Source organism: Tsukamurella pseudospumae (assembly GCF_001575195.1).
Classification (GTDB): domain Bacteria; phylum Actinomycetota; class Actinomycetes; order Mycobacteriales; family Mycobacteriaceae; genus Tsukamurella; species Tsukamurella pseudospumae.
In genome coordinates this window covers 486,747-508,631 of sequence record NZ_LSRF01000058.1, presented here as the reverse complement: position 1 = coordinate 508,631, position 21,885 = coordinate 486,747, and the positions used below count along the sequence as shown (strand labels likewise).

Below are 21,885 nucleotides of genomic sequence, written 5' to 3'. Positions count from 1 at the left end.
GATGAGCGTCTCGGGGGCGCTGCTCCCGCTCACCGGCGCAGGATCAGCTCGAGTGCCTCGGCGCGCGAGGTCGCACTGTCCTTGAACGCGCCGCGCACCGCTGAGGTGGTGGTGCTGGCGCCGGGCTTGCGGATGCCGCGCATGGCCATGCACAGGTGCTCGGCCTCGATGACGACGATGACGCCGCGCGGATCGAGCTTGCGGACCAACGCGTCGGCGATCTGCGCGGTGAGCCGCTCCTGGACCTGCGGCCGCTTGGCGTACAGGTCCACCACGCGCGCCAACTTGCTCAACCCGGTCACGCGCCCGCTCTCGCCGGGCAGGTACCCCACGTGGGCGACGCCGTGGAAGGAGACCAGGTGGTGCTCGCAGGTCGAGTACATGGGGATGTCCTTGACCAGCACCAGCTCGTCGTGGTCCTCGCCGAAGGTGGTGTCGAGCACCGCGTCGGGATCCACGTGCAGCCCTCCGAAGACCTCCTCGAAGGCCCGCGCGACCCGCTCGGGGGTCTTGAGCAGGCCCTCGCGGTCGGGGTCCTCGCCGACGGCGATGAGCAGTTCCCGGACGGCCGCCACGGCGCGCTCATGATCGAATGCGGCGATGGCGGCGCCCTCGCCCATCAGGACTCGCCCGATCGGTCCGGTCCGGGCTGCTCGGTCCCGTGCTGACCCGAACCCTGCTGACCGGAACCCTGCTGACCGGGCTGCGCGGGGGCCTGCGGCGGCTGGCCCTGCGGAGGCCACCCCGGCGCCGACCACCCGGCCGGCGCGCCGTAGTCCGGGCGACTGCCCTGCGGCGGCTGCTGGCCGTACGGCCCTGGCTGGGACGGGTACTGCGGGCCCGGGTAGGGCTGCTGCTGGCCGCCCCATTGGTAGCCGGGCTGGCCGTAGGCGGGCTGGGGCTGCTGCCCCTGCTCTCCGTAGCCCGACGGTGCCCCCGGAGCGGGCCAGGGCTGCCCGGCGGGCGCGGGCACACCCCACTCGCCGTTCTGACCGTTCTGGCCGGCGTGACCGTTCCGGCCGTTCTGCGCCGCGGCCGTCTCGAGCTCGGCCTTGCGTCGCTCGGCCTCCTCGTCGACCGGCGGCCAGGGCTCACCGTTCTCGATCGCGATCTCCTTGGGAGTCTTGATCGGCGGCTTGTCGGACGGGACGCGGGTGCCGAAGTCGTCGAACTGCGTGATCACCGGGCGCTTCTCGACGGACTCGAAGATCCGCTCGAGATCCTTGCGGACCAGCGTCTCCTTCTCCAGCAGCTCACCCGCCAGCACGTCGAGCACGTCGCGGTACTCGGTGAGGATGGCCCACGCCTCGGTGTGCGCGGCCTCGATGAGCGAGCGCACCTCCTCATCGATCTGCGCGGCGACGGCGTCGGAGTACTGCGCCCCGCCGCCGAACCCGCGGCCCATGAACGGGTCGCCCTCGTCCTGGCCGTACTTCACGGCACCCAGGCGGGCGCTCATGCCGTACTCGGTGACCATCGCGCGGGCGATCTTCGTGGCCTGGTCGATGTCGCTGGACGCGCCGGTGGTGGGCTCGGCGAACACGAGCTCCTCCGCCGCGCGGCCGCCCATCGCGAAGATCAGCCGACCGATCATCTCGTTGCGGGTGTACATGCCCTTGTCGTTCTCGGGCACGGCGAGCGCGTGGCCGCCGGTACGGCCCCGGGCCAGGATGGTGACCTTGTACACCGGGTCGAGGCTCTTCGTGGCCCACGCGGCCAGGGTGTGGCCGCCCTCGTGGTACGCGGTCACCTTCTTCTCGTGCTCGGAGATGATCCGGTTCTTGCGGCGCGGGCCGCCCACCACGCGGTCCACGGCCTCCTCGAGCGTCGGGGCCGTGATGACGGTGCCGTTCTCCCGCGCAGTGAGCAGCGCGGCCTCGTTGACCACGTTCGCCAGGTCGGCGCCGGACATGCCGGGCGTGCGCTTGGCCAGCCCGTCCAGGTCGGCGTCGGGGGCCAGAGGCTTGCCCTGCGAGTGCACGCGCAAGATGGCCCTGCGGCCCGCGATGTCCGGGTTGGTGACGGGGATCTGCCGGTCGAAGCGGCCCGGGCGCAGCAGCGCCGGGTCGAGGATGTCCGGCCGGTTGGTAGCCGCGATGAGGATGATGCCCTGGCGGTCGCCGAAGCCGTCCATCTCGACGAGCAGCTGGTTGAGGGTCTGCTCGCGCTCGTCGTGGCCGCCGCCCATGCCGGCGCCGCGCTGGCGACCGACCGCGTCGATCTCGTCGACGAAGATGATGCAGGGGCTGTTCTCCTTGGCCTGCTCGAACAGGTCACGCACGCGCGAGGCGCCCACGCCGACGAACATCTCGACGAAGTCCGAGCCGGAGATCGTGAAGAAGGGCACGCCGGCCTCACCGGCGACGGCGCGCGCGAGCAGCGTCTTACCCGTTCCGGGCGGACCGTAGAGCAGCACGCCCTTGGGGATCTTCGCGCCGAGGGCCTGGTAGCGGGCCGGGTTCTGCAGGAAGTCCTTGATCTCGTAGAGCTCCTCGACCGCCTCGTCGGCGCCCGCGACATCCGCGAAGGTGGTCTTCGGCATGTCCTTGGTCAGCTGCTTGGCCTTGCTCTTGCCGAAGCCCATGACGCCGCCGCGGCCGCCGCCCTGCATCCGGTTCATGAGCAGGAAGAACAGGCCCACGAGCAGCAGGATCGGCAGCAGCGTGAACAGCAGCATCTGCAGCCACGGCGACTCCTGCGTCACGTTCGTGGTGTACGTGACCGGCTTGCCGTCCGGGTTCTTCGCGTCCTGGACCTCGCCGAGGATGTCGCGCGAGGTGCCGGCGGGGTACTTGGTGAAGACCTTGGTGGCCTCGCCCGTGCCCTTGACGTCGCCCTGGTCGGCGACGGGCTTGGCCAGCGTGACGCGCAGCGTCTGCTCCCGGTCGTCGATCTGGACGTCCGTGACGTTCTTGTCCTGCAGCTGCTGTACGACGAGCGAGGTGGGAACGCCCTTGGTGTACTCGTTCTTGCCGCCGCCGACCATGGTGAAGGCCCAGACCAGCAGCACGAATGCGGCGATGATCGCCAGCGTGCGGATGAGTGATTTCCGTTTCATATGGCTTCGCCTCGCGGCTCGTCAGTCCTTCTTCTTCCGGCGGCGCGGAGAGCCGCGCAGGGTCGACTCCCCAGGTTACCGTGCACCGCTCCGATCGGGCCGGGTGCGTCGGTGCGCCCAGAGCGAACAACGTCCGTTTCGCGCCCTTTATGCTGCTGCAGTGACCGAGAACAACACCCCGTCGCCGTACCCCCACGACCCCTCCGCCGCCGGGCAGCCCTACCCGGGTCAGCAGCAGCCCTACCCCGGTGCACAGCAGCCGTACCCCGGCGCGCAGCAGTCCTTCGCCCCGCAGCAGCCGCAGTTCCCGGGCCGGCAGCCCTACCCCGCACCCGGCGCCGGCGGCGTCGACGTGCCCGAGCGGTGGCGCAGCCGGTTCGAGTTCTTCGGCCGCTACGGCCAGCCGGCGTCGTCGCCCGAGTCCACCGCAGCGTTCAAGGCGCTCCCCTTCGGCACGCGCTTCCGCCTCGGCTTCAACGGCCCGGCGTTCTTCTTCGGCCCGATCTACTACGCGATCAAGGGACCGTGGCGCAAGGGCCTGAGTCTGTTCGGCGGTGTCGTGGCGCTCGCGATCGTCGTCGGCATCATCGAGGCGATCATCGGCGTGACCGTCCCGCCCGGCGCCTGGGGCGCGGGAGTCGGCCTGATCTACTCGACCACCGCCAACTGGGCCTACTTCCTGCACGTCACCCGCGGCAGCGCCAGCTGGAACCCCTTCGAGGGCATGCCGATGTTCCGGAAGAAGGCGTAGCCGCACCGCGGCACCGTCGTCCCCCGCGCCTCACCGAATCCCCCGGCCGGCGTCCGCTCCCCCATCAGAAGCCCGGCTTCCGGTGGGGGACGCGCCGTCCCCCACGCCACGCCGCCGTCCCCCACGCCAGACCGTCGTCCCCCGCGCCGCACCGACAGGCGCATCAGGCGTTCGGTCCCCCATCAGAAGCCCGGCTTCCGGTGGGGGACCCGTCCTCCCCCACGCCACGCCGCCGTCCCCCGCGCCGCGCCGATGGCGGCGTCGCCGCTTACTGCTCGATCTTGGCGGCCAGCGCGAGCAGGTCCGCCTCGCCGCCGGGTCGGGCGATGAGCTGCACGCCCTCGCCTTGGAAGGGCACCGTCATCGCGGGCCAGCCGAGCAGATTCCACAGGCCCGGATAGGTCGCGTAGCTCAGGCTGGCGATGACGCTCGCCGCCCAGGGCAGTTCGTGGTAGCGCCGCGCGCGGACCGGCCGCTGCGACAGGGTCGGGGTCACCAGGACGTCGACCCGCTCGTTGGCGAAGAACCGCACCAGCTCCGACTCGAGCTTCGCCGCATCCGCGGGCCGCACCATGCCCCGGTTCAGCACCACCCGACCGATGGCGGCGTGCCGCCGGGTGCGGGGTTGGAGCAGTGCCGGGTCGGCGCCGCGGGAAACGATCTGGTCCACGTCCTGCGCGGCCGCACCGAACCAGCGCGCGAGCAGGGCGGTCGGCACCGTCGGGTAGGGGACACGGACCTCGCGCACGGAGTGGCCGTGCGCGGCGAGCTCGCCCGCCGCCGCGCGAACGGCGCCGAGGATGCCCTTGGAGGTGATCGTCGTCGGGGACGTTCGGTTGAGGCCGAGGCCGATCCGTAGGCCGGCACCGTCGCCCACCTCGGCGAGCTCGGGGCGCCCGGCCATCACCGACAGTCCCAGGGCCGCATCGCCGACGGTCCGCGCGAGCGGCCCGTTCTCGGCCATCCCGAACCACTTGACCTCTCCCGGTTGCCCCGGCACGACGCCGCGCCCGGGCCGGATCGTGACGATCCCGCAGGCGGCGGCCGGGCCGCAGAGCGATCCGAGGCCGTCGTCTCCGTGAGCGAGCGCGACGTGCCCGGAGGCCACCGCAGCGGCGCTGCCGCCCGAGCTGCCACCGGCGGTACGCCCGGGGCGGTGCGGGTTGCCGACGACGGCGTCCGGATCATCGGTCATCGCCCACAGGCACAGCTCCGGCACCCGGGTCAGCCCGACGACGACGGCACCGGCGGCGCGCAGCCGCTTCACGACGGGGTGGTCGACCTGTTCGATCGGCAGGCCCGCGCCGCAGGCCTCGGACACCCCGTCGAGCGTGCGGTACCCCGACACGGCGACGTTGTCCTTGATCGCGATGGGCACGCCGGCCAGCGGCAGCGAGTACCGGTCCGCGCGGGCGTCGACGGCGGCGGCCTCGGCGAGGGCCTCCTCGGAGCGCAGTACGCGCCAGCCGTGTACGGCGTCATCACCGATGCGGGCCAGCGCCTCGCGGGTGGCGGCGACGGCGGTGAGCTGTCCCGATCGCACCCGTTCCGCCGTGGCCGCAGCGGTGATCAGTGTCATTCGCTGTAGACCTTGGGCTCCAGCACGCCGATGTAGGGCAGGTCGCGGTAGCGCTCGGCGTAGTCGAGACCGTAGCCCACGACGAACTCGTTGGGGATGTCGAAGCCGACCCACTTGACGTCCACGTCGACGCGCACGGCATCGGGCTTACGCAGCAGCGTGACCACCTCGAGCGAACGGGGCTGCCGGGTCGCGAGGTTGCGCAGCAGCCAGCTCAGTGTGAGGCCGGAGTCGATGATGTCCTCGACGATGAGCACGTCGCGGCCCGCGATGTCGCGGTCGAGGTCCTTGAGGATCCGGACCACGCCGGAGCTGGAGGTCGAGCTGCCGTAGCTGGACACCGCCATGAACTCGAGCTGGGTGGGCACGGGCAGCGCCCGGGCCAGGTCGGTCACGAACATGACCGCGCCCTTGAGGACCGTGATCAGGAGGAGGTCGGTCTCCCGCTCGCCGTACTCCTGCGCGATCTGCGCCGCGAGCTCCGCGGTCCGCTGCTTGATCTGCTCCTCCGAGAGGACCACCGAGGCGATGTCTCCCGCGTACAACTCACCAGTGCCGTTCACCACGCCCTCAGAATGCCACCTGTCCGATGCACCTGCAGCCGCCGCCCCGCACTTCCGCCCGGGATCGCCGTCGGTCCCTGCCCGCGCCAGTCCGTGACGAGGGCGTCGACGGCCGCGAGGTGCGCGCCCGTCAGGGCCCGCGCGCCACGAGCACCGAGCCACGCTCGCAGAGTCCGGATCCGCAGGGCCGCAGGCAGTCCCGCGATCTCGTCCACCATCAGTTCGGGGCCCGACGGTGCCGGTGCCAGCCCGTCGAGCGCCTCGTTGTCCGCCCGCAGGGACGCCGCAGTGCGGGCCAGCGCCTCCGCCACTCCCCCGCCCAGGACGTCCTCGAGGAGCGGCAGGACCTCGGTCCGCACCCGCACGCGGGTGTAGCGCGGGTCGAGGTTGTGCGGGTCGTCCCAGGGCGCGAGCCCGAGCTCGGCGCACGCCGCCCGGGTGTCGGCGCGGCGCACGCCCAGCAGCGGCCGCCCGTACGGGTCGGTCCACGGGGCCATGCCCGCGAGCGACCGCGCGCCGCTGCCCCGCCCGAGGCCCAGCAGCACCGTCTCCGCCTGGTCGTCGAGGGTGTGCCCGAGCAGCACGGGCGCCCCGCCGCGCGCGGCGTCCAGGGCCGCGTATCTGGCTGCCCGGGCCGCCGCCTCGGGCCCGCCCGCACCGTCGACGGTGACCGCCAGAACCTCCGCGCGACGCGCACCCAGCTCCCGCGCCAGGGTCGCCGCCCGGGCGGCCACCTCGGCGGAACCGTCCTGCAGCCCGTGATCGATGACGAGGGCGACGGCGTCCAGCCCCTCGGCGAGCACGCCGGTCAGGAGCGCGAGCGAGTCCGCGCCGCCGGACAGGGCCACGGCCACCGTCGGGCCGGATCCGTGGGCGGCGTGCCAGGCCCGGACCGCCTGCCGCACGCGCAGCGCCGCCGGCCCCGGGCGGTTCACAGCACCCGGTCGATCCAGCGCCGCGGATCGTCGAGCTCGTCGGGCAGTGGCAGGGTCTCGGGCCCGGTCCAGACCCGGTTGAACCGTTGCATGCCCACGTCGGCGACCACGGCGTCGACGAACTTCTTGCCGCGCACGTACTGCGCGATCTTGGCGTCCATGCCCAGCAGGACCCGGAGCAGTCGCTGCAGGGGATTCGACGGTGCCTCCCGCCGCCGGTCGAACGCTGCGCGGATGGTCGCGACGGTCGGGATCACCGACGGCCCGGCGGCGTCCATGACGTGGTCCGCGTGGCCCTCGAGGAGCGTGCCGAGCATGAGCAGCCGCTCGACGGCCGCGAACTGTTCGGCGGGCGCGGCGATCTCGAGGACGCCGATGACGCCGGTGTGCCGCGCCCCGCCGGACAGCGCCTTCTGCGTACGGGCGATCAGGTCGCCCACCGATCCGGCACCGGCGACGCCGGTGAGGGCGGAGACGTTGTCGCGCATGTAGTCCCGCAGCCACGGATTGGCGCCGAACTGCACGCGGTGGGTGACCTCGTGCAGGCACACCCACATCCTGAAGTCGTCGGCGTTCAGCCCGAGCGCACGCTCGACGGTGAGCACGTTCGGCACCACGAGCAGCAGTTCGCCGCCGGAGACGCCGAACGGGTCGTACTGGCCCAGAACGGAACCGGAGACCATGCCGAGCATCGCCCCGGCCTGGACGCCGGCCAGCCGGGCTCCGAGGCCGGGGTGCCGCGCGTCCTCGGGCTCGATGAGCGCCTCCATGGAACGCGCAGCCGCCGAGACCCATTCTCTGCGGTCCACCGTGCGCGTAGCCGACACCGCACTGCGGGGAGCCGGAGTCCGCGCCCCGTCCCACCGCCCTCCCGTGCGCGCCGGCGGGATCGCACCGGGCACGACCAGGCCCGTGACGGCGCGGACGTGCTCCTCCGCCGCAGCGGCGAAGTCGAGCAGCTGCGCGGACGCGCGGTCGCGCGTGTAGCCCGTGGTGGCGGGTCCGTCGCCGAGGACACGGGCGATCCGCCGGCCGGACGCGGCGGCGAGGGCCCAGTCCACCTGCGCGCGCGGCTCCGTCGACCTCCCCATGGCGATCAGCGGCACCCGCAGCCGCGCAGCGCTGCGGTCACGGCGTCCATCGCCGGACGGGCCACGTCGACCGGCGTCCCGGAGGACATCAGAGTGAAGGTGAGGACGGCACCGTCGCGCGTGGCCACGTACCCGGCGAGCGTGGAAACGCCCGAGAGGCTTCCGGTCTTGGCCCGCACGTAGCCCGCGCCGGGCCGGTTGACGGTGACGTACCGGTCGGCGAGGGTGCCGGTGGCGCCGGCGACGGGCAGCAGGTCGAGCAGGGGGCGCAGTTGCGGCTTGCCGGTGCCGGCCGCGGCGGTGAGGATCCCGTCGAGCACCCGGGCGGGGATGCGGTTGAAGGTGGACAGGCCGTCGACGTCGGAGAGCTCGACGCCGGTCAGGTCGAATCCCGCGGTGCGGAGCGTGTCGATCACGGCGCGCGTGGAGCCGTCGAAGGACAGGGGCTGCCCCGCGGCGGCGGCGACCTCGCGGCCGATGCTCTCGGCGAGGACGTTGTCCGAGTGCACCAGCGCATCGTGCAGGCGGACGCTCAGCGGCGCGCTCTGCACGGCGGCGAGCCGGGTGGCGCCCTGCGGCGCGGTGCCCGCGGAGACGGCTGTGGGCGGCAGGCCGAGCGCGGACGCCAGCGCGCGGCCCGCGGCGAGCGCGGGATCGGGAACGCGCGGCGAGTAGTCCTCGCCGGGCCGGATACGACCCGAGTCCACGATGAGGGACTGGAGCGGCGTGATGTCGCCCCCGGCGATGTCGGCGCGGTCCCAGCCGCGGCCGAAATCGGTGCCGGTGAACAGGGAGGTGTCGACCACGACGTGCGTGATCGCCGTGCCGGACCGGCGGAGCTGGGCGGCCAGGTCCTCGACCTTCGGTGCGTCGGTGAAGATCGACGCCGTGCCGGAGCGCAGGGTCGGATCGCCCGCGCCGACGAGGACCGCCTCACCCGGGGCCGAACCGGCGACGACCGTGGTGGTGATCCGCTTGTCGGCGGGCAGGGTCAGCAGCGCGGCGGCCGCGGTGAGGACCTTGGTGGTGGAGGCGGGAGTGCGGGGCCGCGCGGCGTCGCGCTGCCAGAGCACGGTCCCGGTGGTGGCATCGGCGATCACGCCGGTCAGGTCGCCCAGATCCGGGTTGCGCAGTGCGGCGGCGATCTGCGTGGTCACACCGGCCGAGCTGGGCTGATTCGATGCCGTCACCGCACCGATCGCAGGGCTGTAGGCGGCCTCTGCGGGGCGGGGCGGGACGTGCTCGGAGAGGTCCTGCCGGTCCCGGTAGACCCCCCACCCGAGAGCAGCGGCGACGGTGCCGACGACGACGAGCGCCAGCACGATCACGGTGACCGCGAGGCGCGTGAGGGTTCGTCGGATCCGCGAGCGTCGCACCGTACCAGCCTAACGGCATCCCGACACGGGTATCCTCGGCGTGCATGGTTGAGCGCAGCGAAGGGAAACAATGAGCGTGGAATTCGAGGTCACCGTCGAGATCGCGAAGGGCTCGCGGAACAAGTACGAGGTGGACCACAAGACGGGTCGCCTCAAGCTGGACCGCTACCTCTACACGGCGTTCGGCTACCCCACCGACTACGGCTACATCGAGGACACCCTCGGCGAGGACGGCGATCCGCTCGACGCGCTGGTCCTGCTGCAGGAGTCGGTGGTCCCCGGGGCGCTCGTCGACTGCCGCGCGATCGGCATGTTCAAGATGGAGGACGAGAAGGGCGGCGACGACAAGGTTCTCGTCGTGCCCGCCGGCGATCCCCGCTGGGATTCGGTGCAGGACATCAGCGACATCGACAAGTTCGAGCTGGACGCCATCGAGCACTTCTTCGTGCACTACAAGGACCTCGAGCCCGGCAAGTTCGTCAAGGGTTCGACCTGGGTGGGCAAGAAGGAGGCCGAGGAGGAGATCGCTCGGTCCGTGGCCCGCGCCGAGACGGCCGGTTCCGACGCGCACTGACGACTGAACCGACGAAGCGGCGGCGAGGATCACCTCGCCGCCGCTTCGCGCGTTCTCGGACTACAACTTCGCTGCTAGTCGCTTGACGACGTCCTCGAACGCCGCTCGGTCGACGGTGCCGTCGGGCCCGGGGTTGGCGTTGACCATCGCCATCACGCCGCCCTTGGTGAAGTACGCCGACGAGGCGTGCACCGTGTCGTTGCCCGCGACGCGGGCGATCTCGAAGACGAAGCCGGTGGCTCCCTGGACGCCCGCGGGAAGCTCCGCGCGCGTGGTGGTCTGCTTCATCGTCCCGTTGAGCGTGACCGCGGCGCACTCGCCGATCCCGGCCGCCTCGAACGTGGCCGGTTTCACGTCGGACGGCAGCAGGGTGATGCTGTAGATGCCGGTGGCTCCCTTGCCCACGGTCTGCTGCACGCCGGACTTGATCGTCTCGGCGACCTCCTGCTGAGCCTTGATGTTCTTGTCCTTACAGGCGGCCGGATCCACCTGGATGTTCTCGAACTGCTGCACCGACTGCAGCGCCGCCATCAGCGCGGCGTCCGAGGCCACCTCTTTCACGCTGTAGCCCGCCGGGAGGTCGGCCTGGGTGAGCGCCTTCGCCGCGTCGACGGGGGCCGCGTCCGCCGCGGGCGACGACGGGGCGGCATCGCCTCCGCCGCCACCGCACGCGGTGAGCGCGAGGCCCACCGCGGCGGTCGCCGCGAGGATGCTCAAGGAGCGGTTCAGGTCATTGCGGCGCAACGGCTTTCTCCTGCCGATAGGAGGACGGGGATCGGGCTAGACCTTACCGAACCCCCGGAGGAATGACGTCGTGAACTCGGAATAACCTCCATTGAGGATGGCTTTCCGTGCTGCCGCTGCGAGGCCGACGAAGAAGTGCTCGTTGTGCAACGTGCACAGCGTGACCGCGAGGCCCTCGTTCGCCGCGAACAGGTGGTGCACGTACGCCCGGGTGAACTCGTCCACCCGGTTCCCACCGAGCAGGCCCGGCCCCGCCGGGTCCAGGGGCCGGAAGTCCGCTCGCAGGGACGGATCCGTGACATCCAGGACGCCCGTCGAGGTGAACACGCGCCCCTCCGCGCCCGCGCGCGCCGGGGCGGTCCCATCGACCAGGTCGACTCCCGCCTCGATCGCCGCCAGTAGCTCCGCCGGGCCGTCGACCGCCGCCACGTACCGAGGACGGTCCGCCTCCAGCTCACCGACCGCGGCCCTCAGCGCCGCCGGGTTCTCCACGCCTTCGAGCCGGTAACCGCCGAATCCGAGGCCGCCGGCGCGACGGTCCTCGTCGGCCAGGCGCCGCACCGCGCGGGCGGCGGACCGTCGAACCTCCGGATCCGGACCGCCGGCCACGACGGCCCACAGCGAGACGGCGTCGTGCCGATCAGCGGTCTGCCAACCGTGCTCGGCCAGGGCGCGCCGCGCCCACCGCTCCGTTCGGCCCGGATCCGTGGGGTCGGCCAGGGCGAACGCGACGTCGAAGCCCATCCGGTGCGCCAGGCGCACCGCTTCCTCGGCGTCCCAGCGGCGCGGGGAACCATCGAGCCGGCTCCGGAAGGCGATGCCCTCGTCGGTGATCCGCGTCTTGGGCTGTGCCGCGATCGCGGCCACACCGGTGTCCGCGACGATCGGCGCCGGCCAGGCCATCGCCCGACCGATACCGCCGATCCCCTCGATCACGTCCGGTCCGGGCTGCAGGTACAACTCGTGCAGGTCGACGGTCAGCGCCTGCGTCCCCAGGTCCGTCAGCTCCCGCGGCGTGAGTCCTGCGATCGCGCCCCGCCCCGCGACCGGAACGAACGCCGGCGTGGCGATCTCGCCCCGCGGCAGCACCAATCGACCGGCGCGCGCCCCGGCGGGCGCCGTGCCCTCGACGGTGAACCGCACCGGATCCGTGATGCCCGAAGCGCGCAACCGCGTACTTCCCGCGATCGCCCGGTACCCCGTTCGCAGCTCCGCGAGCTCCGCTGCGAGGGAGGCGTTCTGAGCCCGCAGCTCGTCGATCTCCGTGCGCGAGGGCGTCGGGGGCGCGACCGGGAGAAGGGGCGTCGGCGTCGGCTCCGGGGCCGACCCTCCGGGCCGGACGGGGACGGTCGGCGGCTCGGTCACGGTCTCCTCCTTCGGCGCCGTACCGGCCACGGACGCCGCGGCGGCGGTGATCTCGGCGGCCTCCATCGTCGCCGATGCGGCCGCCGACGGCGACTCGGCGCCCGCGGCGGCCTGCTCGATCGCGGGAGCGGCGCGCAGCGGCACGGACTTCCAGAACAGCACCAGCACCAGGCCGATCGCGGCGAGGACGGTCACGAACAGGAAGACCACGTCCATCGAGTCGGCGAATCCGGCCTTGAGCGGGTGCACCAGAGTCGCGGGGAGCTGCTCCAGGACCGACGTGTTGTCCATGACTCCGCTCACCGTGCGGGGGTCGCCGTGCACCAGCCCCGTGGCGAAGTCCTGCGCCTGCTGTCCGTCGTGGCCCGCGGCGGCGTGCTGGACGGCGGCGGTGTAGTTCGGATCCGACGAGGCGTCACTGAGCCGCCCCTTCATCTTCTGCGGCATCTGCGCGAACAGGACCGAGAGGAACACCGCGACGCCGAGCGTCGCGCCGATCTGGCGGAAGAAGGTCGCGGCGGCGGTCGAGACGCCCATGTCACGCGGCGGCAGGATGTTCTGCAGCGCCAGCGTGAGCGGTTGCATGAGATTGCCCAGGCCGAAGCCGATCACGGCCGCACCACCCATGACCCAGCCGATCTGCACATCGGCGGTGATGTAGTGCATGCCGAACATGCCCGCGGTGAGCAGGACCGCGCCGATGATCGGATAGATCCGGTACTTGCCGGTGCGGGAGATCATCTGGCCCGCGAGGATCGAGCCCGTCATCATGCCCGCGACCATCGGCAGCATCAGGAAGCCCGCCTTCATCGGGCTGGCGCCGTGGACCACCTGGAAGTACTGCGGCAGCAGGGAGATCCCGCCGAACATGGCGGCGCCCACCACCATCGAGATGACGATGCCCTGCGCGAAGATGGTGTTCGTGAAGATGCGCAGCGGGATGATCGCGTCCTCGCCCATGACCTTCTCGATCACGATGAAGGCGACGATGCCGGCCGCACCGATGCCGTAGCAGATCAGGGCGTTGGTGGAGCCCCAGCCCCACTTCTGGCCCTGCTCGGCGACGATGAGCAGCGGCACCAGGCCCACCGCGAGGGCGACCGCGCCGAACCAGTCGATCCGCACGCCCGTGCGCCGGGTGTGCGGCAGCCGCAGTACGCGGTACACCACTGCCAGCGCGATGATGCCGATCGGCACGTTGACGAGGAACACCCAGCGCCAGCCGGAGATGCCGAGGATGTGGTCGGCGCCGGAGAACAGGCCGCCGAGAACCGGTCCCAGGACCGAGCTCGAGCCGAACACCGCGAGGAAGTAGCCCTGGTACTTGGCTCGCTCGCGGGGCGGCACGATGTCGCCGATGATGGTGAGCGCCAGGGACATCAGGCCGCCGGCGCCGAGCCCCTGCACGGCGCGGAACGCGGCCAGCTCGTACATCGACGTCGAGGTACTGCACAGCAGCGAGCCGATCACGAACACCGTGATGGCGAACATGAAGAAGGGCTTGCGGCCGTAGATGTCCGAGAGCTTGCCGTAGAGCGGCGTGACGATCGTCGAGGTGATGAGGTACGCCGTGGTGACCCACGCCTGGAGCTGGTAGCCGTTGAGGTCGTCGGCGATGGTCCGGATCGCGGTGGACACGATGGTCTGGTCGAGCGCCGCGAGGAACATCCCGATCATCAGGCCGGACAGGATGTAGAGGATCTGCTTGTGGGTCAGCGACGGCGCCGGGGTCTCGACGGCGTCCGCCGTCATCGTGGTCACTCGCCACCCCGCATGAGCTTGAGCGCCTGCTCGAACTGCAGCAGGGCGCGGTTGCCGAGGACCACGAACTGGTCGATCTCCTCATCGGTCCACTCCTCCATGAGCGGGCGCAGCTTCTCGTTGCGCTGCTCGCGGATGAACGCGACCTTGGCCTCGCCCGCCTCCGTGGCGGACACCAGCGCGGCGCGCCGGTCCGAGGGGTCGGCGGTGCGCTCGGCATAGCCCAGGTTGGTCAGCGTCGTCACGTATCGGCTGGCCGTCGACGGGTCCGTGTGGATCTGCTCGGCCAGCGCCGACGATCGCATCGGCCCGCCCTTCACCAGCGCGAACAGCGCGGTGTACGCGGCCAGCTCCACGCCGTCCGGCGCGACCGCGTGCCGGGTCATCACCGCGTGCCGCTCCTTCAGGCGGGTCAGTTCGGCGATCACGCCGACGATCCCCTCGATCCGCTCTGCCCGTTCCTCGTCCGTCATCACGCCTCCGCCGATCCGGTCCGATCACGTCGCCGTGTTCGGACATGCAAAACTACGTGCAGCCTACAATTATTAGTAGGCCTAGTCGACTCGGGCGAAGCGGCCTAACCGGCCGATGTCATGACGATTCTGGCACCCGTGAGCGCGACGAGTGCGGGGAAGTCGGTGCGGAAGATCGTGTCGTGCGTCCCCGCCGCGGCGTACAGGTCCGGATAGTCGCGCAGCGACTCGTCGATCACGGTCACCAGTGGCTCCGGGTGCCCGACGGGCGACACACCGCCGATCACCTGCCCCGTGGCCGCGGCCACGTCGTCCGGCTTCGCACGCGAGATACGGCCCACGCCGAGCCGCTCCGCCAGACCTGCGGTGTCCACGCGGTGCCGACCGCTCGAGAGCACCAGCAGCGGCGCACCGTCGGCGAGGAAGATCAGGCTGTTCGCGATCGCTCCCACCTCGCAGCCCAGGGCGGCTGCCGCCTCGGCGGCGGTCTTGGCACCGTCGGGCACGTGCCGGACGGTGTCGGGGTGGCCCGCCGCGGCCAGGGCCGCGCGGACGGTCTCGGTGCGGGCGGAGTAAGGCTCGGTCACGCCGATCATTATGCCGCGATCGGCCGGGACCGCGCCTACGCGGCGAGGAGGGTGGCGATGAGGTCCTTGGTGCGGGCGCCGCCGACGGGCCGCAGAACCACGGCATCCGCCACCTCGGCCGCGTAGACGTCCTCGAGGAGCGATCGCAGGCCCGACGGGGTGCCCACGTACGTGATGCCCTGCTCCGCCGCAGCATGGTCGGGGGCGTAGCTGGCGCGGGCGTCCGCGGCGCGTTCGTCGATGACGACGTCGACCTCGAGCGCCACCGCGCCGGGCTCCCGCCCCGCGCGCTCATCCTCGGCGCGCAGGTAGCCGCGCTGGCGCTGCGCGAGGCGCAGGTCCGCGGCGCGTACCCGGGTCAGTGCCGCGGCACCGGGCTCACCGTCGACGGTGACCAGCAGTGCGGGACGGGAGACGGTCATGGTTCCTCCAGATTCACTTCGTCCGTGCGGACAGGTCTTCGAGGGCACGCACCAGGCGGCGGACGTCGTTCTCGCCGGTGCCGAGACCGATGCTCGCTCGGACGGCACCGTCCGGGCATCCCAACCGATCAACGACGGGGTGGGCGCAGAACTTCCCGTCCCGCACGCCGATCCCGTAGTCGTCGGACAGGAACTCCGCGACCTCGCGCGGCGTACGGCCGGCCACGGTGAACGCGACGATGCCGACCCGCTCGGTGGAGTCGGCCCAGATCTTCAGCGTGCGGACCCCGTCGATGCCCTCGAGCGAGGTCAGCAGGAGGTCGGTGAGGAAGCGCTCGTGCCGGGCGACGGCGTCCTCGCCGAAGCTCGCGATCGCCTCGCACGCGGCGCCGATCGCGACCGCGCCCAGTACGTTCGGCGATCCGGCCTCGTGCCGTGCGGGGCCCGTGTGCCACGCCACCTCGACCGACTTCGAGACGGGCGTCCCGATCACCTGATAGCTGGCACCTCCGCCGCAGCGGAAGGGCTCGGCCTCGTCGAACCAGTCGGCGCGACCGACGATCACACCGGAACCGAAGGGCGCGTACAGCTTGTGTCCGGAGAACACGAGGTAGTCGACACCGCTCTCGCGCAGGGAGATCCGACGGTGCGGGACCAGCTGCGCACCGTCGACGGCGATCCGTGCGCCGTGCCGGTGCGCGAGCGCCGCGAGCCTGCGAATGGGCAGTATCTCCCCAGTGACGTTGGACGCCCCGGTCACGCTGACCAGCGCTGCCGGGCGGCGGCTCAGTTCCTTCTCGAGCACCTCCAGGGTGCCCTCCACGGACAGCGGCGCGGAGACCACACGGGCCCCGATCCGCTTCCAGGGCAGCAGGTTCGCGTGGTGCTCGCAATCGAGGACCACGACCTCGCCCGGCACGCAGCTCGCCAGCAGGTTGATCGAATCGGTGGTGTTGCCGGTGAAGATCACGTGGTCGTCGGCGCGCGCCCCGACGAAGTCGGCGACGATCTCGCGGGCCCGCTCGTAGCGGGAGGTCGAACGCTGCGACAGGTAGCCGGCGCCGCGGTGCACGCTCGCGTACTCGCCGAGCGCGCGCTGCACCGCCTCCTGCACCTCGGCCAGGGCCGGGGCGCTCGCCGCGTAGTCGAGGTTGGCGTAGCGGACGGTCGCACCGTCGCTGACCGGGACGTACTCGTCCGCGCCGGTCACCCGGGCCAGCGGGCCCAGCGGCAGCGGCGTGCTGCGGGCGGCGGTGAGAGGCGACGTGACGGTCGGGGTGAGGCAGACGGTGCGCTCGGTGGTCGCGATGCTCATGACAGAAGTCCTTCGGTATGAGGACGCGCGACACCGACCTCAGCCGTGCCGCGAATCCGCGCTTGCCGTGCACGGTTCGGCACGGCCAGGTCGTCACCCGGAGCACCCCACCGCGGAGGAGGGTTGCCGACCAGCGAGCCGGGGCTTGTCACTGGCACTCATGACCTGCATCGAGAATGCCCCGGGACAAGCCCCGGCGTCAAGGTTGGAATCACGGCGACGCGAAACCCAGCACTACTGGCCCTTCACGTTGACGATCTGGCGGAGGACGGCACGGACCGTCACCAGCTGCTCCGCGTCGGCCATGACGCGATCGATCGGCTTGTAGGCCTGCGGGATCTCGTCGATGAAGTCGGCGCTGTCACGGAACTCGATGCCCGCCATGGCCTCCCGCAGCTGCTCGTGCGTGAACGCCTTCCGCGCCGCGGACCGGGAGTACTCCCTGCCCGCGCCGTGCGGCGAGCTGTTCAGCGACGGCGGGTATCCCTTGCCCTCGACGATGTACGACGCCGTTCCCATGGAGCCCGGAATGAGGCCGAGCTTGCCCTCGGAGGCCTCGATCGCGCCCTTACGGGACACCCACACCTCCTTGCCGAAGTGGGTCTCGCGCTGGGTGAAGTTGTGGTGACAGTTGATCCGCTCCGCCTCGACCACGGGCGTTCCCACCCACTCGCCGAGCTGGCGGATCACCCTGTCCATCATCTCCTCACGGTTGAGCAGCGCGAAGTGCTGAGCCCACTTCAGCTCGGCGATGTACCTGCGGAACTCGCGCGTGCCCTCGACGAGGTACGCGAGATCCGGATCCGGCAGCTCGATCCACCACTGCTTGCACAGGCGGGCCGCCACCGCGATGTGGTGCTGGGCGATCTTGTTGCCCACGCCACGGGATCCGGAGTGCAGGAAGGCCCACACCACGTCATCATTATCTAGGCTAACTTCGATGAAGTGGTTGCCGGATCCGAGCGTTCCGAGCTGCAGCCGCCAGTTCCCCGCGTACTGCCCGGGGTCGAACTCCGCACGCTCGGCGAGCGACTCGAGCTCGGCGATGCGGGGCTCCGCCGTGGCCACGACCTTCTTGTTGTAGCGGCCGGCCGACAACGGGATCGCGCGCTCGATCGCCTCACGGACCGTCGAACGATCCTCGGGCAGATCGTTCTTCGTGAACTGCGTGCGGACCGCGATCATGCCGCAGCCGATGTCGACGCCGACCGCGGCGGGAACCACGGCGCCGAGGCTCGGGATGACCGAACCGACGGTGGCGCCCTTCCCGAGGTGGGCATCGGGCATCAGCGCGATGTGCGGGTAGATGAACGGCAGCTTCGCCGTGGTGATCGCCTGCTCGCGGGTCTTCTCGTCCAGGATGGACGCCCACGAGACCAGGGACTTGTTGATCTTCTCCATGTCTTTCTCGTCTCGATGTGATGGTCACCGGTCCGAGAAGCCATGCGTGTCCTGCATGGCACCGGGCCGGCGGTGGAACGACGGCCCGGGTTGCCGCAGGTTATGCGGGCACACCGAACCGGCGGCAGTAGCACTGCCGCAGCGATTCGGGGAATTTCCGCATATCCACGGGGGACACGCTATTCGACTGCACCTCCGCGGTCCACCGAGTTTCCGGACCACCTCCGCGACTGAGAATCGTTCCCGCGAGGTCAGCGGCGCAGGGCACCGTACTCGCGCGGCGGCGAAACTTCCCGCGATCACCGTGGCGATCGCGGGAGGCCGGCAGGGTCGCGGGAGTGCACCCGCCGCTGAAGGCCGGGTGATGGCGCTCGAGAATGCACACATCCAGTGAGGCATGCACCCGGAAATCCCTGCGCTGGAAGCCAATCGGTGAATATCCCGGCGATGCGATCCCGCTCCGCTGTCGTCGGCAGGATCAGGTCGGCGCCGCCGTCGTACGGGTGATGCACCCATGTGGCGGCGGGCACGGTGATCATGACGCCGCTGACCACCTCATCGGCGACGAGCCGCAGCAGCCGGGGCAGCTCGGGCCCGTCGCGGCGCACCACCGAGAGGTAGTGGTGGGTCCAGATCCGGTACTCCTCGTCCTCGTCGTCCTCGGTGAAGCTGCGCCACAGGCGCGGCCGAGGGAGCAGCTCGACGAGGGCGGCGGACCGTCGAACCGGCCGGGCGGCAGAGGAGTACGAGGACGTGACCACCCACAGGTCATCCGCACCTGCCCGCAGTTCGTCGAGTTCTGCCAGGTAGCGGGTGAGCATCACGGCGTACTCGGCCTCGGTGTCCGGGTACTGCTTGCTCTCCGGCAGGCTGTGCAGCCGCACCCACCGCTCGTGGCACGTCGCCCGAAGCCAGTGTGCGTACGGCAGTTCGGTGCCCGTGTTCAGCGTCCAGGCCGCGTCGAACGCGGCGACCTCCGACGGAGTGGGGCGCCGGACGGCCCCGGGTTCACTCATCGGGTCCGCTCCAGTCGACGTCTTCGATCGCCGGCAACTGGAGCGGGCCGCTGCCGTAGGAATAGATCTCGAGGCTCGCGAGGTAGCCGTCGAGCAGGAACACGATCATTCCGCCCAACGGTACGTCCCCGTCGCCGGGGATCTCTGCGCCCACCGGGAGCGGACTCGGCGCGGCGGCGGGCGACAACACACGGTCCGCCACAAGATCGACCGTGCCGCAGCCGCACGAACAGGACAGCTCCGGGTTCACGCGGAGGGTCGAAAGCTGGGCGCGGAGCTCATCGACGCCGGGATAGTCGTAGGACAGAAAGCCGTCGAGGATCGCCCGCTCACGATCGGTGAGCGGGCGCAGGCTCGTCGGCGCGGGCGGTTCCATGACCTGAACGGTAGATCGCGTCGCGATTGCGACGCCAGTGAATTCCGCGGCGGTCACAGTCAACCCGCTTGCCCGCCCGTGCACCGCGCCGTAGTCTCCCGACATGCCGCCCATTCACCGCGGCGTCGCGTCCCTGCAGATCACCGGCGACTCCCTCGACCCCTTGATCGTCACCCGGATGCTCGGCGCCACTCCCACCATGTCCTACGCGTGCGGTGATTCGGTGACCACCGGCCGAGTCACGCGGACTGCACGATTCGGCATGTGGGCCCTCCAGGCGGGCGCCACGGAGCCCGCCGACCTCGACATCCAGGTCGCCCAGCTCCTCGGCGCGGTCACCACCGACCTCTCCGTCTGGAGCGAACTGTCCGATCGGTACGCCATCCGAGTGTTCTGCGGCTGGTTCATGCGGGGCGGAAACGAAGGACTGTCCATCACACCGACCACGCTCGCCGCACTCGCCGACCGCGGAATCACCCTCGACCTCGATATCTACGGTTCCCCGCATCGAATCGGCGACCCCGCTTGAGTCCTCTGGAGCGCAGATCGGCTTGCCCCGAGCGCATCTAGGATGGGCGCATGGCACTGCTGGAGGTCATCGCACTCGACGCGCGGGACGCGGCCACGGCGGAGGAGGGCGGGGCGGATCGGGTGGAGCTCGTCGCCGACATGGCGGCGGACGGGCTGAGCCCCTCGCCCGGCACCATCGCAGCGGTCCTCGCAGCCGTGGACATCCCTGTCCGCGTGATGATTCGACTCACCGACGGCTTCGCACCCGGGAACCTCGGCGAGCTGGTGCGGCGCACCATCGACCTGAGAACCGCAGGGGCGAAGGAGTTCGTGCTCGGATTCCTCTCCCCCGACGGAACCCTCGACCTCGAGGCGACCGGGCGGATCGTGGAGGCGATCGACGGGGCGCCGTGGACCTTCCACCGAGCGATCGATCACTGCGCGGACCGCACCGCCCTCCGCGCGGCCGTCGCGGATCTTCCCGGACTCGACACGATCCTCACCGCGGGCGCACACTCCGGCGTGGACGACGGTATCGACACCCTCGTCACCGAAACCGGAGGGCCCCAGCGGATTCTGGTGGGCGGAGGACTGCGCCTCGATCACCTGCCGCGGCTGCTGGCGGCCGGCATCGACGCCTTCCATATCGGCTCCGCCGCGCGGCCTCACGGATGGGGTGAGCCGGCGTCGGCTGAAGCCGTCACCCGGTGGCGGGCGGCGCTGGATGTGCGGTCATCCGTCTGAACGATCATGAGTACGGATGACCACACATTTCGGCGGACTCAGCCCAGGGCGCGATCCAGGTCGGCGATGAGGTCGGCGACGTTCTCGAGGCCCACCGACAGCCGCAGCATCGAATCGGTGAGGCCGATCTTCGCGCGGCCCTCCGGGCCCGTTGCGCGGTGCGTCGTGGTCGCGGGATGGGTGATCAGCGACTTGGCGTCGCCGAAGTTGTTGGAGATGTCGATGATCTGCAGCCGGTTGAGGAACTCGAACGCGCGGGCCTTGCCGGCCGCGGAGGCCGAATCCGCCAGCTCGAGCGTGATCACCGTGCCGCCGGCCTTCATCTGCCGCTTCGCGAGCTCGTGCTGCGGGTGCGAGGGCACGAACGGGAAGAGCACCTTCGACACCCGGGGATCGGCGTCGAGGAACTCGGCGACCTTCTGCGTGTTCGCGCTGACGCGCTCGGCCCGCAGGTCCAGCGTCTCCAGCGCCTTGAGCAGCACCCACGCGTTGAACGGCGCCATCGCGGGGCCGGTGTGCCGCATCAGCTGCTTCACCGGACCGTCGATGTAGTCCTCGCGACCGAGGATCGCGCCGCCCATGACGCGCCCCTGGCCGTCCATCGTCTTGGTCGACGAGTGCACGACCACGTCGGCGCCCATGCCGAACGAGTCCTGATAGCCGACGGGCGTGAAGCCGGCGTCGAGCACGACCTGCGCGCCGGCGGCGTGCGCGAGATCGGCGACGGCCCGCACGTCGACGAGGCCCTGCATCGGGTTCGCCGGGGTCTCGAAGAAGACGGCCTGGGTGGGGACGCTGAGCGCCTCCTCCCACTGGGAGAGGTCCTCACCGTCCACGAAGACGGTCTCGATGCCCCACCGCGGCAGGATCTCGTTGCACACCACGTAGCAGGAGCCGAAGAGCGATCGCGCCGCCACCAGCCGGTCGCCGGCCTTGAGCAGGGCGCCGAGCGCGGTGAACACCGCGGACATGCCGGACGCCGTCGCGAAGCACGCCTCGGCGCCCTCCAGGAGACGGAGACGCTCCTGGAACATGGCCACCGTCGGATTGCCGTACCGCGAGTAGACGAACCGGTCGATGTCACCGTTGAAGGCCGCCTCGGCCGCCTCGGCGCTCTCGTAGGTGTAGCCCGAGTTGAGGAACAGCGCCTCGGACGTCTCCTCGTAGTTCGTGCGCAGGACGCCGCCTCGGACGGCGTAGGTCTCGGGCGAAAGACCCGCGGGCAGGTCGCTGAACTCCATGCC

The 21,885-nt window shown here is 71.1% G+C and carries 21 protein-coding genes, 1 pseudogene and 1 riboswitch; of the genes and pseudogenes, 4 read left to right on the top strand and 18 right to left on the bottom strand.

Annotation, left to right across the window (positions count from 1 at the left end; genetic code table 11):
- Positions 1 to 29 precede the first annotated feature (29 nt).
- Together folE and ftsH are read right to left on the bottom strand one after the other, a co-directional pair.
- Complete coding sequence (gene folE / locus AXK60_RS20775; protein ID WP_068574074.1) at positions 30 to 620, bottom strand: GTP cyclohydrolase I FolE; 591 nt, start codon at positions 618 to 620, stop codon at positions 30 to 32.
- Positions 620 to 3,058: an ATP-dependent zinc metalloprotease FtsH gene (ftsH, locus tag AXK60_RS20770; protein ID WP_068574072.1), complete on the bottom strand. Its 2,439-nt coding sequence runs from the start codon at positions 3,056 to 3,058 to the stop codon at positions 620 to 622. Before ftsH ends, folE begins: the two co-directional genes overlap by 1 nt.
- Before the next feature lie 160 nt (positions 3,059 to 3,218).
- On the opposite strand from ftsH, the gene AXK60_RS27445 reads away from it, so the two are divergent.
- Positions 3,219 to 3,809 carry a DUF2628 domain-containing protein gene (locus tag AXK60_RS27445; RefSeq protein WP_231855465.1) on the top strand — a complete coding sequence of 197 codons (591 nt, stop codon included), beginning with the start codon at positions 3,219 to 3,221 and terminating at the stop codon, positions 3,807 to 3,809.
- 268 nt (positions 3,810 to 4,077) lie between these two features.
- On the opposite strand, the gene AXK60_RS20760 is transcribed toward AXK60_RS27445, so the two are convergent.
- Genes AXK60_RS20760 through dacB form a run of 5 tightly spaced genes read right to left on the bottom strand, consistent with a single transcriptional unit; the run spans position 4,078 to position 9,353 of the window.
- A complete protein-coding gene (locus AXK60_RS20760) occupies positions 4,078 to 5,388 on the bottom strand; it encodes an amidase (RefSeq protein WP_068574070.1) in 1,311 nt (436 codons plus the stop codon).
- Positions 5,385 to 5,951 (bottom strand): hypoxanthine phosphoribosyltransferase, encoded by a 567-nt coding sequence (hpt, locus tag AXK60_RS20755; RefSeq protein ID WP_068575269.1) that lies wholly within the window; start codon positions 5,949 to 5,951, stop codon positions 5,385 to 5,387. The genes AXK60_RS20760 and hpt overlap by 4 nt, the downstream gene beginning before the upstream one ends.
- On the bottom strand, positions 5,948 to 6,886 hold the full coding sequence (gene tilS / locus AXK60_RS20750; RefSeq protein ID WP_068574068.1) for a tRNA lysidine(34) synthetase TilS: 939 nt from the start codon (positions 6,884 to 6,886) through the stop codon (positions 5,948 to 5,950). The genes hpt and tilS overlap by 4 nt, the downstream gene beginning before the upstream one ends.
- Positions 6,883 to 7,977: a zinc-dependent metalloprotease gene (locus AXK60_RS20745; RefSeq protein ID WP_068575270.1), complete on the bottom strand. Its 1,095-nt coding sequence runs from the start codon at positions 7,975 to 7,977 to the stop codon at positions 6,883 to 6,885. Before AXK60_RS20745 ends, tilS begins: the two co-directional genes overlap by 4 nt.
- A gap of 5 nt (positions 7,978 to 7,982) precedes the next feature.
- A complete protein-coding gene (dacB, locus tag AXK60_RS20740; protein ID WP_068574066.1) occupies positions 7,983 to 9,353 on the bottom strand; it encodes a D-alanyl-D-alanine carboxypeptidase/D-alanyl-D-alanine endopeptidase in 1,371 nt (456 codons plus the stop codon).
- A 76-nt stretch (positions 9,354 to 9,429) separates the two neighbouring features.
- On the opposite strand from dacB, the gene AXK60_RS20735 reads away from it, so the two are divergent.
- The gene (locus AXK60_RS20735; RefSeq protein WP_068575268.1) at positions 9,430 to 9,927 is read left to right on the top strand and encodes an inorganic diphosphatase; all 498 of its coding nucleotides are present in this window, start codon (positions 9,430 to 9,432) and stop codon (positions 9,925 to 9,927) included.
- Between the two features lie 60 nt (positions 9,928 to 9,987).
- Here the strand turns inward: AXK60_RS20735 and AXK60_RS20730 are convergent, their stop codons facing one another.
- From AXK60_RS20730 to AXK60_RS20690, 10 genes and pseudogenes are all read right to left on the bottom strand, one after another.
- Entirely contained in the window at positions 9,988 to 10,671 is a 684-nt protein-coding gene (locus tag AXK60_RS20730) for a hypothetical protein (protein WP_068574064.1), read from the bottom strand.
- 36 nt (positions 10,672 to 10,707) lie between these two features.
- Entirely contained in the window at positions 10,708 to 12,102 is a 1,395-nt protein-coding gene (locus AXK60_RS27715) for a tRNA-ribosyltransferase family protein (protein WP_231855470.1), read from the bottom strand.
- Positions 12,103 to 12,135: 33 nt separating this feature from the next.
- Positions 12,136 to 13,788: pseudogene (locus AXK60_RS27710) on the bottom strand (MDR family MFS transporter); the annotation flags it as partial.
- Positions 13,789 to 13,793: 5 nt separating this feature from the next.
- Positions 13,794 to 14,270 (bottom strand): MarR family winged helix-turn-helix transcriptional regulator, encoded by a 477-nt coding sequence (locus AXK60_RS20720; RefSeq protein WP_068574062.1) that lies wholly within the window; start codon positions 14,268 to 14,270, stop codon positions 13,794 to 13,796.
- Positions 14,271 to 14,374: 104 nt separating this feature from the next.
- The gene (locus tag AXK60_RS20715) at positions 14,375 to 14,857 is read right to left on the bottom strand and encodes a YbaK/EbsC family protein (RefSeq protein ID WP_068744480.1); all 483 of its coding nucleotides are present in this window, start codon (positions 14,855 to 14,857) and stop codon (positions 14,375 to 14,377) included.
- 35 nt (positions 14,858 to 14,892) lie between these two features.
- Positions 14,893 to 15,279, bottom strand: a complete 387-nt coding sequence (locus tag AXK60_RS20710; protein WP_068574060.1) for a hypothetical protein — start codon at positions 15,277 to 15,279, stop codon at positions 14,893 to 14,895.
- 13 nt (positions 15,280 to 15,292) lie between these two features.
- Positions 15,293 to 16,594: an aminotransferase class V-fold PLP-dependent enzyme gene (locus AXK60_RS20705; RefSeq protein WP_082778158.1), complete on the bottom strand. Its 1,302-nt coding sequence runs from the start codon at positions 16,592 to 16,594 to the stop codon at positions 15,293 to 15,295.
- Positions 16,595 to 16,647: 53 nt separating this feature from the next.
- Positions 16,648 to 16,760, bottom strand: a riboswitch (SAM riboswitch).
- A gap of 68 nt (positions 16,761 to 16,828) precedes the next feature.
- Positions 16,829 to 17,995 carry an RtcB family protein gene (locus AXK60_RS20700; RefSeq protein ID WP_068574058.1) on the bottom strand — a complete coding sequence of 389 codons (1,167 nt, stop codon included), beginning with the start codon at positions 17,993 to 17,995 and terminating at the stop codon, positions 16,829 to 16,831.
- 299 nt (positions 17,996 to 18,294) lie between these two features.
- Entirely contained in the window at positions 18,295 to 19,011 is a 717-nt protein-coding gene (locus tag AXK60_RS20695) for a DUF3885 domain-containing protein (protein ID WP_068574054.1), read from the bottom strand.
- On the bottom strand, positions 19,004 to 19,387 hold the full coding sequence (locus AXK60_RS20690; RefSeq protein ID WP_068574052.1) for a hypothetical protein: 384 nt from the start codon (positions 19,385 to 19,387) through the stop codon (positions 19,004 to 19,006). The genes AXK60_RS20695 and AXK60_RS20690 overlap by 8 nt, the downstream gene beginning before the upstream one ends.
- Positions 19,388 to 19,490: 103 nt before the next feature.
- Between AXK60_RS20690 and AXK60_RS20685 the strand changes: the two genes are divergently transcribed.
- Positions 19,491 to 19,916 (top strand): DUF4279 domain-containing protein, encoded by a 426-nt coding sequence (locus AXK60_RS20685; protein WP_068574050.1) that lies wholly within the window; start codon positions 19,491 to 19,493, stop codon positions 19,914 to 19,916.
- Between the two features lie 50 nt (positions 19,917 to 19,966).
- Positions 19,967 to 20,641 (top strand): copper homeostasis protein CutC, encoded by a 675-nt coding sequence (locus AXK60_RS20680; protein ID WP_068574048.1) that lies wholly within the window; start codon positions 19,967 to 19,969, stop codon positions 20,639 to 20,641.
- Positions 20,642 to 20,679: 38 nt separating this feature from the next.
- On the opposite strand, the gene AXK60_RS20675 is transcribed toward AXK60_RS20680, so the two are convergent.
- The gene (locus AXK60_RS20675; RefSeq protein WP_068574046.1) at positions 20,680 to 21,882 is read right to left on the bottom strand and encodes an O-succinylhomoserine sulfhydrylase; all 1,203 of its coding nucleotides are present in this window, start codon (positions 21,880 to 21,882) and stop codon (positions 20,680 to 20,682) included.
- Positions 21,883 to 21,885 lie beyond the last annotated feature (3 nt).

Coding starts and splice junctions, on each gene's coding strand:
- folE (WP_068574074.1), bottom strand. CDS start 620: ATGGGCGAGGGCGCCGCCATCGCCGCATTCGATCATGAGCGCGCCGTG.
- ftsH (WP_068574072.1), bottom strand. CDS start 3,058: ATGAAACGGAAATCACTCATCCGCACGCTGGCGATCATCGCCGCATTC.
- AXK60_RS20760 (WP_068574070.1), bottom strand. CDS start 5,388: ATGACACTGATCACCGCTGCGGCCACGGCGGAACGGGTGCGATCGGGA.
- AXK60_RS20745 (WP_068575270.1), bottom strand. CDS start 7,977: ATGGGGAGGTCGACGGAGCCGCGCGCGCAGGTGGACTGGGCCCTCGCC.
- AXK60_RS27715 (WP_231855470.1), bottom strand. CDS start 12,102: ATGGAGGCCGCCGAGATCACCGCCGCCGCGGCGTCCGTGGCCGGTACG.
- AXK60_RS20720 (WP_068574062.1), bottom strand. CDS start 14,270: ATGACGGACGAGGAACGGGCAGAGCGGATCGAGGGGATCGTCGGCGTG.
- AXK60_RS20710 (WP_068574060.1), bottom strand. CDS start 15,279: ATGACCGTCTCCCGTCCCGCACTGCTGGTCACCGTCGACGGTGAGCCC.
- AXK60_RS20705 (WP_082778158.1), bottom strand. CDS start 16,594: ATGAGCATCGCGACCACCGAGCGCACCGTCTGCCTCACCCCGACCGTC.
- AXK60_RS20700 (WP_068574058.1), bottom strand. CDS start 17,995: ATGGAGAAGATCAACAAGTCCCTGGTCTCGTGGGCGTCCATCCTGGAC.
- AXK60_RS20695 (WP_068574054.1), bottom strand. CDS start 19,011: ATGAGTGAACCCGGGGCCGTCCGGCGCCCCACTCCGTCGGAGGTCGCC.
- AXK60_RS20690 (WP_068574052.1), bottom strand. CDS start 19,387: ATGGAACCGCCCGCGCCGACGAGCCTGCGCCCGCTCACCGATCGTGAG.
- AXK60_RS20685 (WP_068574050.1), top strand. CDS start 19,491: ATGCCGCCCATTCACCGCGGCGTCGCGTCCCTGCAGATCACCGGCGAC.
- AXK60_RS20680 (WP_068574048.1), top strand. CDS start 19,967: ATGGCACTGCTGGAGGTCATCGCACTCGACGCGCGGGACGCGGCCACG.
- AXK60_RS20675 (WP_068574046.1), bottom strand. CDS start 21,882: ATGGAGTTCAGCGACCTGCCCGCGGGTCTTTCGCCCGAGACCTACGCC.